The sequence below is a fragment of the Rossellomorea vietnamensis genome (genome assembly GCF_025398035.1).
Lineage (GTDB): Bacteria > Bacillota > Bacilli > Bacillales > Bacillaceae_B > Rossellomorea > Rossellomorea vietnamensis_B.
The window spans coordinates 2,787,825-2,800,660 of sequence record NZ_CP104558.1 but is presented as its reverse complement, the minus strand read 5'-3'; the positions used below and the strand labels follow the sequence as shown (position 1 = coordinate 2,800,660).

At 42.1% G+C, this 12,836-nt stretch carries 14 protein-coding genes; 13 read left to right on the top strand and 1 reads right to left on the bottom strand.

Translation table 11 applies throughout. The annotated features are described in order from the left end of the window. The first annotated feature begins 14 nt into the window (after window positions 1-14). From N5C46_RS14500 to rsmI, 10 genes are all read left to right on the top strand, one after another. On the top strand, window positions 15-215 hold the full coding sequence (locus N5C46_RS14500) for a sigma factor G inhibitor Gin (RefSeq protein ID WP_034762928.1): 201 nt from the start codon (window positions 15-17) through the stop codon (window positions 213-215). 167 nt (window positions 216-382) lie between these two features. After that, window positions 383-1,798 (top strand): aminotransferase class I/II-fold pyridoxal phosphate-dependent enzyme, encoded by a 1,416-nt coding sequence (locus N5C46_RS14495; protein ID WP_261749146.1) that lies wholly within the window; start codon window positions 383-385, stop codon window positions 1,796-1,798. Between the two features lie 15 nt (window positions 1,799-1,813). Further along, a complete protein-coding gene (tmk, locus tag N5C46_RS14490) occupies window positions 1,814-2,446 on the top strand; it encodes a dTMP kinase (protein ID WP_261749145.1) in 633 nt (210 codons plus the stop codon). A 135-nt stretch (window positions 2,447-2,581) separates the two neighbouring features. Next, window positions 2,582-2,911 (top strand): cyclic di-AMP receptor DarA, encoded by a 330-nt coding sequence (locus N5C46_RS14485; RefSeq protein WP_034762933.1) that lies wholly within the window; start codon window positions 2,582-2,584, stop codon window positions 2,909-2,911. A 17-nt stretch (window positions 2,912-2,928) separates the two neighbouring features. Then, window positions 2,929-3,369 carry a YaaR family protein gene (locus N5C46_RS14480; protein ID WP_261749144.1) on the top strand — a complete coding sequence of 147 codons (441 nt, stop codon included), beginning with the start codon at window positions 2,929-2,931 and terminating at the stop codon, window positions 3,367-3,369. A 17-nt stretch (window positions 3,370-3,386) separates the two neighbouring features. Next, the gene (gene holB / locus N5C46_RS14475; RefSeq protein WP_261749143.1) at window positions 3,387-4,370 is read left to right on the top strand and encodes a DNA polymerase III subunit delta'; all 984 of its coding nucleotides are present in this window, start codon (window positions 3,387-3,389) and stop codon (window positions 4,368-4,370) included. A gap of 7 nt (window positions 4,371-4,377) precedes the next feature. Next, complete coding sequence (locus N5C46_RS14470; protein ID WP_061810607.1) at window positions 4,378-5,205, top strand: PSP1 domain-containing protein; 828 nt, start codon at window positions 4,378-4,380, stop codon at window positions 5,203-5,205. Window positions 5,206-5,219: 14 nt separating this feature from the next. Then, window positions 5,220-5,594, top strand: coding sequence for a DNA replication initiation control protein YabA (gene yabA, locus N5C46_RS14465; RefSeq protein ID WP_034762941.1), 375 nt, complete (start codon window positions 5,220-5,222; stop codon window positions 5,592-5,594). 125 nt (window positions 5,595-5,719) lie between these two features. Beyond that, complete coding sequence (locus N5C46_RS14460) at window positions 5,720-6,481, top strand: tRNA1(Val) (adenine(37)-N6)-methyltransferase (RefSeq protein WP_034762943.1); 762 nt, start codon at window positions 5,720-5,722, stop codon at window positions 6,479-6,481. Window positions 6,482-6,501: 20 nt separating this feature from the next. Beyond that, window positions 6,502-7,374: a 16S rRNA (cytidine(1402)-2'-O)-methyltransferase gene (gene rsmI, locus N5C46_RS14455; RefSeq protein ID WP_261749142.1), complete on the top strand. Its 873-nt coding sequence runs from the start codon at window positions 6,502-6,504 to the stop codon at window positions 7,372-7,374. Window positions 7,375-7,430: 56 nt separating this feature from the next. Here the strand turns inward: rsmI and N5C46_RS14450 are convergent, their stop codons facing one another. Continuing rightward, window positions 7,431-7,712, bottom strand: a complete 282-nt coding sequence (locus N5C46_RS14450) for a transition state genes transcriptional regulator AbrB (RefSeq protein WP_034762946.1) — start codon at window positions 7,710-7,712, stop codon at window positions 7,431-7,433. Window positions 7,713-8,203: 491 nt separating this feature from the next. Between N5C46_RS14450 and metG the strand changes: the two genes are divergently transcribed. The 3 genes from metG (at window position 8,204) to N5C46_RS14435 (ending at window position 12,733) form a co-directional block, all read left to right on the top strand. Continuing rightward, entirely contained in the window at window positions 8,204-10,165 is a 1,962-nt protein-coding gene (gene metG / locus N5C46_RS14445; RefSeq protein WP_261749141.1) for a methionine--tRNA ligase, read from the top strand. Between the two features lie 314 nt (window positions 10,166-10,479). Further along, the gene (locus tag N5C46_RS14440; protein WP_034762950.1) at window positions 10,480-11,247 is read left to right on the top strand and encodes a TatD family hydrolase; all 768 of its coding nucleotides are present in this window, start codon (window positions 10,480-10,482) and stop codon (window positions 11,245-11,247) included. Between the two features lie 250 nt (window positions 11,248-11,497). Then, window positions 11,498-12,733, top strand: a complete 1,236-nt coding sequence (locus N5C46_RS14435; protein ID WP_261749140.1) for a G5 and 3D domain-containing protein — start codon at window positions 11,498-11,500, stop codon at window positions 12,731-12,733. The last annotated feature ends 103 nt before the right edge of the window (window positions 12,734-12,836 follow it).

Sequence of the window (12,836 nt, the reverse complement as noted above, 5' to 3'; positions counted from 1 at the left end):
AGGTGGAGGGCCCGATGTTAAATCAGGAACGTAAGGCGGCTTTGGAAGAGTGCATCGTTTGTCACGTTGAGAAGAAGGTTGGAATCCATCTATACACATCGTTTATCTGCACAGATTGTGAAAAGGAAATGGTTCACACAGAAACGAATGATCCTTTGTACAAAACGTTTATACAAAGGCTGAAAAAAGTGAATACTCCTCAAATCTACTCATAACCAGAAGGTATACATGGTTATGATTTTTTTTTGATGTCAGCGTTTTAATGGTTTATGAGTTTCGTTGATTCACCTTCATCTAAATACAATTTGCAATCTCCGAAGCATGGGACCGCATGGGTATGATACGATATGGATGGATATTTTACTTTAAGGAGATAGATGGAATGAAGCGAGATCATACAAGAACCCCGCTGATTGAGGCGATCGAGAGGCACCGGTCCACACAACCGATTTCATTTCATGTGCCGGGGCATAAGAACGGTTTATTGGTTCAGGATCAGCCATTTTATCAGTCGGATCTTACAGAATTAAGTGGTTTGGATGATTTACATGATTCCCATGAGGCGATTCGGGAAGCGGAGGAATTGCTTGGGGATGTATATGGGTCTTTAGTGAGTCATTTTCTGGTGAATGGAAGTACGGTAGGGAATATTGCGGCGATCCTTGCTTCCTGTGAACCTGGGGATACGGTATTCGTTCAGCGGAACTGTCATAAGTCGGTGCTGAACGGTATCAGGCTTGCCAAGGCTGTTCCGGTTTTCATTGAAACAGAGTGGGATGACATGGGGACCGCCCTTGGGATACGGTTGGATGATATAAAGGAAGCGATGAGCGTATTCCCTCATGTGAAAGCTTGTGTACTCACATATCCGACTTATTATGGGTTTACATACAATCTTAAAGAAATCATAGATGAGTGTCATAAGCATGATGTCGTCTGTATCATTGATGAGGCTCATGGTGCTCATTTTACAATAGGTCCGCCGTTTCCCGAATCCTCCATGGAGTGCGGGGCGGATATTGCTGTTCATTCCGCTCATAAGATGCTTCCGGCCATGACGATGGGATCGTATTTACATATTGGAAGTACCCGGGTGGATGCCTATAAGGTAAAAGACTATTTAACTATGCTACAATCAAGTAGTCCTTCGTATCCGATTATGGCATCCCTTGATTATGCGAGATCCTATGTCGGGACGTTTTTAAAAGAGGACTTGGATCAAACACTGGAGCAGGTTCGCGAATTTATAGATGGGATTGAACGGATCCATCCTCAGCTCATTGTTCAACAGGCACATGATCCATTAAAGTTGATCATGAAGTTTGAAGGGCGGACGGGTTATGTTTTAAAGGAGCTGTTAGAATCTGTAGGTGTCTACGCTGAACTTGCTGATCCGAATCAGGTACTGCTGATTCTTCCTTTAGTAAAGAAAGGTTTTTCGTTTCCGTATACGGAAGCGATCACCAGGATAAACAAGGCGCTTGAGAATGAGCCTGTGGTGGAAGTCACTCCTATGGAGCGGATAGCTGGCTCGAGAAGGCACCCCCCTTTTTCCAGCTTGGCATTAACCGTGGAGGAAATGGATGGGAAAGTGGAAGTGTTGATTTCCCTGGACAATGCAGAAGGAGAAGTTTCCGCTGGAATGGTGACGCCTTATCCACCGGGTATCCCCTTACTGGTGCCGGGAGAACGCATCACTGCCGATGTAATCCGGCGTTTGAACGAATATATAAGGAATAAGGCAAACATACAGGGGCATCACCGATTGGCTGACCATTGTGTGTATGTGTATCGATAAAGCGGAGGGAAACAAATGACAAGAGGATTGTTCATTACCGTTGAAGGTCCCGAGGGAGCCGGGAAGTCAACGATATTATCAGAGTTATATCAACAACTGCTGCAGGATGGCCTGGATGTTGTCCAGACGAGGGAGCCTGGTGGTATTTCCATAGCTGAGCAGATCAGGGAAGTCATATTAAATACTAAGAACACAGAAATGGATAAACGGACGGAAGCACTGTTATATGCAGCTGCGAGACGTCAGCATCTGGTGGAGAAAGTGATTCCGGCACTTAAAGCAGGCAGGATCGTCATTTGTGACCGGTTTATTGACAGTTCCCTCGCCTATCAGGGGAATGCCCGTGGCATCGGGATGAAAGAAGTCATGGATATCAATCAATTTGCGATTGAAGATAAGATGCCGGATCTCACGTTGTATTTTGACATTGATCCCGAAGAGGGATTAAAGAGAATTGCAAAGCATAACGGCAGGGAAGTGAATCGCTTGGATCTCGAATCGGTTGAATTTCATACTCGCGTCCGGGAGGGGTATCAGAAGTTGATCGAACAATATCCTGATCGTATTCAAGTCATCGATGCAAGTAAGAGTAAGGAAGCGGTATTTGCTGATGCGTACGAAATCGTGACGGGTTATTTAAACAGATGAAACTAGTAGAAGAGACGGACGGCCGGGCAAAAATTCGTTGCTCGGCCATCCGTCTCTTTTTTAGATGAAGCATTGGAGTCTTTTCAATGATATAATAGAAGGAAGTAAATGGCTTTATAACGGAGGAATTCATTCATGAAGGTAATTATGGCAGTTGTACAGGATAAGGATAGCAATCGTTTGTCTAATGCCCTGATGGAACATAATTTTCGTTCGACAAAATTAGCGAGCACCGGCGGCTTTTTGAAGTCAGGAAATACGACGTTCATTATTGGTACTGAGGATATTCGTGTGGAGAAAGCATTACAGGTTATTAAGGAAAACTGTCAGTCACGTGATCAAATGGTGGCACCGGTGTCCCCTATGGGTGGAAATGCAGATTCCTATGTGCCTTATCCCGTAGAAGTGGCCGTAGGCGGGGCAACGGTATTCGTTCTCCCGGTAGAACAATTCCATCAGTTTTAAAGTGAGGTTGAATCACTATGAAAATTAATCAGGACCACCGTGTGTCCTTGGATAGTGTTGCGAAAGAACAGAGAACGGGCAGTACCGGTCAAGTGAAGTTCGGTCAGCTCGTTCAGAAACATGATCAGAAAATGCAGATGGACCAGCTTAATAAGCTTCTTGGCACGATAGAGGACGCCGGCACCCGTTTAGCCCAGTCAAGGACATTCAAAGATCTTGCCAAATATAAAACATTGGTCAAGAAGTTTGTACGGGAAGCAGTCGACTTCGGAATGGACCTGAAGCAGTCCCATACCTGGAATCAATATGGGGAGGGACGAAAGCTGAATATCGTCGAAACGGTGGACCAGCATCTTGTCGGTTTAACGGAGGATGTATTGGATAAAGAAAAGAAGTCCATTGATATATTAGGGAAAATCGGGGAAATAAAAGGTCTGCTTATTAATCTTTATATGTAAGAGAGTGATGTTAAGACATGTTGTTTGAAGAGATACAACCATTTCAGCCAGTCGTCCTTCAGATGCTGCAGAATAGTATATTGAAGGATCGTGTCGCTCATGCTTATTTATTCGAGGGTGAAAAAGGGACACGAAAGAAAGAAATGAGCATGCTGTTCGCCAAGGCATTATTATGCCTGAACCGGGTAGACGGAAAGCCATGTGAAGACTGCTCCAACTGCAGAAGGATCAATCACGGGAATCACCCGGATCTGCATGTGGTGGAGCCGGATGGTCTATCTATCAAGAAGGATCAGATTAAAAGTCTGCAAGAAGAATTTTCGAAGACGGGTGTAGAATCCAAGAAGAAGATCTATATCATCGTTCACGGAGATAAGATGACGGCGAATGCGGCAAACAGCCTATTAAAGTTTCTGGAAGAGCCGCTCGCGGATACAACCGCGATTCTCATCACAGAAAATATTCATCGGATCCTGCCGACCATTCTTTCCAGGTGCCAGACGGTTTCATTTAAACCGTTACCGAAAGAACAGCTGACCAAACAGTTATTGGAAGAGGGAATCCCGCCTCACTTTGCCACTCTTGCAGCCAACTTGACGAACCATTATGAGGAAGCTGTAGAAATATGTCAAAATGAGTGGTTTGCACAAGCAAGAATAATAGTGTTAAAATTATATGAAGTCCTCCAGAAAAGTCCCTTCCAAGCAATGGTCAAAATACAAGAGGATTTTGTACAGCACTTCAAAGAAAAAGATCAAGTCGATCGAGCATTGGATCTTTTACTTCTAATATATAAAGACTTACTTCATATCCAGTTAGGAAAAGAAGAACAGCTCGTGTACCCGGACCAAAAGGAAAACTGGAAATCCAACGCACTTCAAGTATCAACCAATCGTCTTTCTACTAATATGACGGTGATCCTTGAAGCAAAACGCAAATTAAACGCCAATATGAATTCGCAGCTGCTAGTAGAACAGCTTATGCTAAAACTGCAGGGGTGATGGTCCTTTGTACGATGTTGTAGGAGTTCGCTTTAAAAAAGCGGGTAAAATCTATTATTTCGATCCGGGTGAATTGGACATTCAAAAAGATTGTTATGTAATCGTTGAAACGGTCCGCGGAGTCGAATTTGGAAAAGTAGTCGTAGAGAGAAAGCAAGTCGGAGAAAATGATGTAGTGCTTCCATTGAAAAAAGTGATTCGGATCGCCGATCAAAAAGACCGGTTGATCGTGGACGAGAACAAGTCGTCTGCAACGGAAGCCTATAACGTATGTTGTGATAAAATTAATCAGCATCAATTGGATATGAAATTGGTGGATGTAGAATATACATTCGATCGTAATAAAGTCATATTCTATTTTACGGCTGATGGACGTGTTGATTTCCGGGAGCTGGTGAAAGACCTGGCCTCCATTTTCCGTACGCGCATTGAACTTCGTCAGATTGGCGTTCGAGACGAAGCAAAAATGCTTGGTGGTATCGGTCCTTGTGGCCGCATGCTGTGTTGTTCAACCTTTTTAGGGGATTTTGAACCTGTGTCCATCAAAATGGCGAAGGATCAAAATCTATCCCTTAATCCCACGAAGATTTCAGGTTTATGCGGACGTTTGATGTGCTGTCTGAAATACGAGAATGATGAGTATGAAGCAGCAAAAGAAGAATTACCTGATATCGGAGAAGTGATTAAGACACCTCATGGAAAAGGTAAAGTGGTAGGTCTTAATATTCTGGAACGTATTCTTCAGGTGGAAATCAAAGAAGAAGAGCGGGTTCTGGAATTCACATTAGATGAAATTATGAACGAAGGTGCCGTATCATTCCAAGCCACAGAGTAACGGGGTGTAGTGTCGTGGATAAGAAAGAGTTCTTTGATTCAGTCAGTAACATGGAACAACAAATTGGTGACTTGTATCATCAATTAGGTGAGCTCAAACAATGTCTAGCTGAAATGTTAGAGGAAAATAATTCTCTAAAGTTAGAAAATGAACATTTGCGCCGTAGACTGGAACAAACAGAGAACTCACCAAAAAAGGTACAAACAAACAGCGATGCGGGTACGACGAGTGAGTCAGACTTAGAAGATAAAACACTGGATATCGGAGAAGGCTATGACAACCTTGCTCGATTATACCAGGAAGGATTTCATATTTGTAACATACATTTCGGAAGTCCCCGGAAGGATGAAGACTGCTTATTCTGCCTTTCCTTCTTAAATAAGAAATAAAGGACACTTCATTCTTCTGAACAGAATACAAATAAAAAGGACTGATCCACGTATAGTGGGATTGGTCCTTTTTAGTGATTTACTCCGTAACCAGTTATAATAGAAGAAAAAAATGGAGGAAGCCTATGGTCGAGTTAAAAGAAGATGAGCGTTTAGATTATCTATTAGCTGAAAACATGAGGATCATTCAAAGCCCTTCTGTGTTTTCCTTTTCAACAGATGCGGTCCTTTTGGCCCACTTCAGCTATTTGCCGATCCAAAAGGGTAAGGTCGTTGATTTATGTTCAGGGAACGGCATCATCCCCTTATTGCTTAGTGCAAGAACCAATGTCCACATAACAGGTGTGGAAATCCAAGAGCGTCTATTTGATATGGCCCAGCGGAGTGTCGAGTATAATGACCGTCAACATCAGATCACGATGAAAAAAGGAGATGTAAAGGAGATTGACCAACTCCTCCATCATTCTCACTATGATGTGGTTACCTGCAATCCTCCCTATTTCAATACGCCGCCAGGAGATAAACGAAATGTGAACGAGCACTATGCGATTGCCCGTCACGAAATTTTATGCACCCTTGAAGATACCATCCAGGCGTCCAGCTATTTGCTGAAACAGGGAGGCAAGGCTTCCTTCGTTCACCGCCCCGGCCGTTTGATGGATATTCTCTCATTGATGAGAAAACATCGTCTCGAGCCCAAGCGATTGCGCTTTGTGTATCCAAAGCCCGGGAGAGAGGCCAATACGATATTAATAGAAGGAATAAAAGATGGGAAACCGGACCTAAAGATCCTTCCACCTTTATATGTGTACGATGAGCAGAATGAGTACACTAAAGAAGTACATGATATGCTATATGGAAATCATAAATCGGACCACCAAACATGATCCAGGAGGTGATAATCACCATGAACCAACAGAAAAGTTTTCAGGACAGTGAAAAAGGAAGCCTGTATCTTGTCCCCACACCGATCGGAAATCTCGAGGATATGACGTTCCGTGCCATCCGAATGATGAAGGAAGCGACGGTGATTGCAGCGGAGGATACGAGGAATACCAAGAAACTGTGCAATTACTTTGAAATTGATACACCAATCATCAGTTACCATGAACATAATAAAGAAACGAGCGGACAGAAATTGATTGAGCGAATGGAGAGGGGAGAGCTCGTGGCCCTTGTCAGTGATGCAGGAATGCCATCGATCTCAGATCCTGGTTATGAATTGGTGAAAGAAGCAATCGAACACAACATTGCCGTCATTCCACTGCCCGGGGCAAATGCCGCCCTTACGGCTCTCATCGCTTCAGGTTTAGCTCCTCAGCCATTTTATTTCCACGGTTTTCTGCATAGAGGAAAAAAAGACAAAAGAGCTGAGCTTGAAACACTTAAGTCGTTGGAAGATACCTTTATCCTTTACGAATCGCCACACAGATTAAAAGAAACATTAAAAGAATTATATGCGGCTTTAGGAAATAGACAAATCGTCATCTGCCGGGAGCTTACGAAGAAGTTCGAGGAGTTCATTCGAGGTTCAATCGGGGAAGTGATCGAATGGGCGAATGAAGGAGAAGTGCGGGGTGAATTCTGCTTATTGATCGAAGGAGCAGGCCCACAAGAGAAAGAGGAGGAAGACGCTTGGTGGAGCAGCTACTCCCTGCAAGATCATGTCCAGCACTATGTAGATGAAGAAAGCATGTCTTCAAAGGAAGCCATCAAACAAGTCTCCAAAGAGAGATCTCTCCCTAAACGGGAAGTCTACCAGGCTTACCATGTGGAATGACGGCACAACAAAAAGGCCTGAGTCGAATGGACTCAGGCCTGTCATATAGCAAAGAATTATTTTGATTGTAAAGATTCCTGAATTTCTTTCAGTAACTGATCTGCACCTTCACGGCTAAGAACTAATTTACCATTCGCAAGCTTGATGTTGTCATCAGAAACTTCACCAGTAATTTGGCAAGTCATGCTTGGCTTATATTTCTTCAAGATGATTCTTTCGTCATCCACATAAATTTCCAAAGCATCTTTCTCAGCGATACCTAATGTACGACGTAGTTCGATTGGAATAACGACACGGCCAAGTTCATCAACTTTTCTTACAATACCTGTAGACTTCATTTGAGAATCTCCTCCAAATAAATATTATTATTTATCTCTATCTGTTTCGTCAATATTCGACAAATTTCATTAACTGATACTATCATACCAACGATTAGGAATCTCGTCAATAATTAAATCTGTAAATTATTAATAATAAATGGATGTTCAAGTCTTGTTATAATAAGCTTTACGCTTTGTTGTAAATAAATGTATTACCAATTGAATATTATTGTAATGAAAGTAATATATAATGAGATTGTCGAATTTTCTTTATCTAATACGTAAGTTCGACAATGTTCGACAAAACCCAATGTCCTATTCGACAAAACTTACAATCAACATTGTTTAGTTGCAGAAACCCTTTATTTTAGGTATATTTTGATGAGATAAGAGGTTAAGATGATAGGTAAGGTCAAGGATGGATGTATATAACAGACCTGCCACTATAAACCATACGGAGTCTGATTTGGGTTTATGGGGGTAAGTGAAAAAATGAGGAGGAACAGGAAGTGGAAGAAAAGTTGAACACCTTCTATATTACAACGCCGATTTATTATCCAAGTGGAAATTTACATATTGGACATGCATACACCACGGTTGCCGGTGATGCCATGGCCCGTTATAAGAGAATGCGTGGATTCGATGTCATGTACCTTACAGGGACGGACGAGCATGGCCAGAAGATCCAAAGAAAAGCCGAGGAAGAAGGGATCACACCTCAGGCATATGTTGACGGAATTGTAAGCGGCATTAAAGACTTGTGGGAGAAGTTGGATATATCCTATGATGACTTTATCCGGACAACGGAGAAGCGTCATAAGGATATCGTGGAAAAAATCTTCAATCAGCTTGTCCAGCAGGGCGATATTTATCTGGATCAGTATGAAGGATGGTACTGTACACCATGTGAATCCTTCTTTACGGAAAGACAATTAGAAAATGGGAATTGCCCTGATTGTGGACGCCCGGTTGAAAAAGTAAAAGAAGAGTCGTATTTCTTCAAGATGAGTAAATACGTCGATCGCCTACTTGCTTATTATGAAGAGAATCCTGAGTTCATTCAACCAGAATCCCGAAAGAATGAGATGGTGAATAACTTCATTAAACCAGGTTTGGAAGACCTTGCTGTTTCACGTACTACTTTTGATTGGGGAGTGAAAGTACCTGGTGATCCGAAGCACGTTATTTATGTTTGGATCGATGCCCTTTCCAACTACATCACGGCTTTAGGGTATGGCAGCGAACAAGACGCAAACTACTTGAAATATTGGCCGGCCGATGTGCATCTGGTAGGAAAGGAAATTGTCCGTTTCCATACGATCTATTGGCCGATCATGCTGATGGCTTTGGATCTTCCGCTTCCCAAGAAAGTCTTTGCTCATGGATGGCTACTGATGAAAGACGGGAAAATGTCCAAGTCCAAAGGGAATGTCGTGGATCCTGTTACCCTTATTGATCGATATGGTCTTGATTCTCTACGCTACTATTTATTAAGAGAAGTGCCATTCGGATCGGATGGTGTCTTTACGCCGGAAGGATTCGTAGAGAGAATTAATTTTGACCTGGCCAATGACCTGGGGAACTTATTGAATCGGACCGTGGCGATGATCAATAAATACTTCGATGGAGTCATTCCGACGTATGTTGATTCTGAAGGTGAATTTGATCAAGCACTCCTGGATATGAACAATGAGACGGTGAAGAAATATGAAGAAGCCATGGAAAATATGGAGTTTTCAGTTGCCCTGTCCAGCCTTTGGCAGTTAATCAGCCGTACGAATAAATACATCGATGAAACGCAGCCATGGACCCTGGCGAAAGATGAGAGTAAAAAGGAAGAACTGGGAAGTGTAATGAGTCACTTGGCTGAATCATTGAGAAGAGTGGCAGTCCTCTTACAGCCTTTCTTGACAAGAACACCTAAGAAAGTCTTCGAGCAGCTGAATCTGCATGATGAAAACATGCACACATGGGAAAGCCTGGAGCGATTCGGAGCCATTCCGGCAGGCACCGAAGTAGTCAAAAAAGGTGAGCCTATCTTCCCGCGTCTTGAACTTCAGGAAGAGGTAGCCTTTATTAAAGAGAAAATGCAGGGATCAGCTCCTGTTGAGGAAGAGAAGAAGGAAGTTTCCGCACCGGAAGCCTCAGATGAAATCGGAATTGACGATTTCATGAAAGTCGAGCTTCGGGTAGCCGAAGTGATTGGAGCGGAACCGGTTAAAAAAGCCGATAAGCTACTAAAGCTGCAATTGGATCTCGGCTTTGAAAAACGTCAAGTTGTGTCGGGAATTGCGAAATTTTATCAGCCGGACGAGCTCGTTGGGAAAAAAGTGATCTGCGTAACGAACTTGAAGCCGGTAAAACTTCGTGGGGAACTTTCCCAAGGAATGATCCTTGCGGGAGAAGAAAATGGAACGTTATCTCTTGCTTCCATCGATCAGTCCTTACCAAATGGAACAAAAGTTAAATAAATGATTCTTTGTGATCAATCAATAAAGGGATGTTCCACGTGGAACATCCCTTTATTATATTTATATAATGAATAAAATGAAATGGGGTTGTTGATAAAATAAATTAACTATATCAATATAGTTAATAGAGAGAGATAAACAGATAATTTTGGTTCTGTCACTAAAATAGATAAAATGGAGTGTGACTGTAATTAGAACTCCGTAAATAAAAAATATCCAAAGAAACCATAATATGTAATGTGAATGTTACATGAATGTGATGCTTGTCATGCGTTTTTATATTAAACTTATCTTTATTACAAGGAGTGTCTTATATGCTATTTGATACACATGTTCATTTGAATGCTGAACAATTTGACGAAGATCTGGAGGAGGTATTGTCAAGGGCAAGAGAAGCTGGAGTCGAAAAAATGGTGGTTGTCGGTTTTGATCGCCCGACCATTAATCGGGCCATGGAACTCATTGATCAATATGATTTTCTATATGCTGCAATCGGGTGGCATCCAGTGGATGCAATTGATATGAATGATGAGGATTTAGTTTGGATAGAAGAACTTTCACAGCACCCTAAAGTAGTGGCAATAGGGGAAATGGGGCTTGACTATCATTGGGACAAATCCCCCAAGGATGTTCAAAAAGAAGTATTCCGAAAACAGATTCAACTAGCTAAGAAAGTAAAACTCCCGATCGTCATACACAACCGTGAAGCCACACAGGATATCGTGGATATTCTCAGGGAAGAAGGGGCGGAGGAAGTCGGAGGGATCATGCACTGCTTCAGTGGAAGTCCTGAAATCGCTCAAGAATGTGTAGAAATGAATTTCTATATTTCCCTTGGAGGTCCCGTAACGTTTAAAAATGCCAAGAAACCAAAAGATGTGGCTAGAGAAATCCCGCTTGAGAAGCTTCTGATTGAAACCGATTGTCCTTATCTCGCCCCTCATCCATATAGAGGGAAGAGGAATGAACCGGCTTACGTGAAGCTTGTAGCGGAACAAATCGCTGAACTGAAAGAAGTATCTTTGGAGGAAGTAGAAAAAATCACAACAGAAAATGCAATAAAATTATTCAACATAAACTGACATCAGATATTGTCGAGAATTGAGAGAGCTTGTCCAAATAGTTAAATAAAACAAAAAGTTCTACATAGGAATCGTGTTTCATAGGATAAACGTGTCGATAACTCTCTCTTTTCTTTTTCTTGCATTTTCTGCATAATATGTTTTGTGTTACCCGGGTTGTAATATTTTGCTAGATTAGGTTAGAAGAAGTAAGGGTTGACAGTCACTGGATAACTCTATATAATCACTCCGAGAAAAGGAGGCGTTTTTCATGAACTTTAAAGCCATGAAAAGCCTGTTTTCCAAGTCTTTGAGTCGAAGGAAATGGATTGTTACAATCGGAACCATCGTAACATCGGCAGCTGTATTCGGAATTCTTTTTTATGAAGGATCCAAGAACACTGTAGCATTGACCTTAGACGGCGAGCAAAAAGAGATTAGGACGCATGCAAACACGATTCAAGATATATTAGAAGAATTAGAGATTTCACCCCGCTCAGAAGACTATTTGTACCCCTCGGGGAATACGAAGGTTTCAAATAACATGAATATCGTTTGGGAACCGGCAAAACAGGTAGGGATAGCAGTAGGTGGCCAGGAGAAAAAAATCTGGACGACTGCCGAAACAGTAAAAGAGTTACTCTCTGAAAATGAAATTCAAGTAGGAGAACATGATAAGGTCCAACCCGGCTTATCAGAAAAAGTAACAGGGAAGATGAAAGTAAAGATTGACCCCGCATTTTCACTTAAGCTTGTAAACGGTGGAAAAGAACAAAAGGTATGGTCTACTTCGACTACGGTCGCTGACTTTTTAAAGCAACAAGGAATTACACTAAAAGATTCAGACCGTGTTGAACCAAGTTTAGACAAAGTTGTTAAAGCAAATGATGTCGTAAATGTCGTTCGAGTTGAAAAAGTCACCGATGTAGTGGAAGAGACAAAGAATTTCACCGTTATTTCCAAGAAGGACTCCGACCTTTCAAAAGGAAAAGAGAAAGTCGTTCAAGAAGGCAAAAACGGAAAAGTTGAAAAGAAGTATGAAATCGTAAAAGAGAATGGTAAAGAGGTTTCCAGAAAATTAGTGAGTGAAAGAGTCGTGGAAGAAAGTCAGGATAAAATCGTCAATGTCGGAACAAAGGTTTTAGTGGCCCAGGTTTCACGTGGACGTTCTTCATCCTCATCATCCAGTGCAGAAGCATCAGCCGCTCCTAGTGGCGGACGGGAATTCTATGTCAGTTCTACTGCGTACACAGCTTCATGTAATGGATGCTCCGGCCATACGGCTACAGGCATCAATCTGAAATCGAATCCTAACGTTAAGGTGATCGCAGTCGATCCTTCCGTTATTCCTTTAGGTTCAAAGGTCTATGTGGAAGGCTATGGATATGCTGTTGCGGCAGATACAGGCGGAGCGATCAAAGGGAATAAAATCGATGTATTCTTCGCATCCAAATCAGACGCTTATCGTTGGGGAAGAAAAACAATCAAAGTGAAAATATTGAACTAGGAGCAGGGTGTTTTCCTGCTTTTTTTTATTTCTCGGTTAAAACCGTTATAATAGCTTTAGGTCTTCATTTATTAGACGAATTGAAGTGCAAAAATGTTTCAAC

Coding starts and splice junctions, on each gene's coding strand:
- N5C46_RS14500 (WP_034762928.1), top strand. CDS start 15: ATGTTAAATCAGGAACGTAAGGCGGCTTTGGAAGAGTGCATCGTTTGT.
- N5C46_RS14495 (WP_261749146.1), top strand. CDS start 383: ATGAAGCGAGATCATACAAGAACCCCGCTGATTGAGGCGATCGAGAGG.
- tmk (WP_261749145.1), top strand. CDS start 1,814: ATGACAAGAGGATTGTTCATTACCGTTGAAGGTCCCGAGGGAGCCGGG.
- N5C46_RS14485 (WP_034762933.1), top strand. CDS start 2,582: ATGAAGGTAATTATGGCAGTTGTACAGGATAAGGATAGCAATCGTTTG.
- N5C46_RS14480 (WP_261749144.1), top strand. CDS start 2,929: ATGAAAATTAATCAGGACCACCGTGTGTCCTTGGATAGTGTTGCGAAA.
- holB (WP_261749143.1), top strand. CDS start 3,387: ATGTTGTTTGAAGAGATACAACCATTTCAGCCAGTCGTCCTTCAGATG.
- N5C46_RS14460 (WP_034762943.1), top strand. CDS start 5,720: ATGGTCGAGTTAAAAGAAGATGAGCGTTTAGATTATCTATTAGCTGAA.
- rsmI (WP_261749142.1), top strand. CDS start 6,502: ATGAACCAACAGAAAAGTTTTCAGGACAGTGAAAAAGGAAGCCTGTAT.
- N5C46_RS14450 (WP_034762946.1), bottom strand. CDS start 7,712: ATGAAGTCTACAGGTATTGTAAGAAAAGTTGATGAACTTGGCCGTGTC.
- N5C46_RS14440 (WP_034762950.1), top strand. CDS start 10,480: ATGCTATTTGATACACATGTTCATTTGAATGCTGAACAATTTGACGAA.
- N5C46_RS14435 (WP_261749140.1), top strand. CDS start 11,498: ATGAACTTTAAAGCCATGAAAAGCCTGTTTTCCAAGTCTTTGAGTCGA.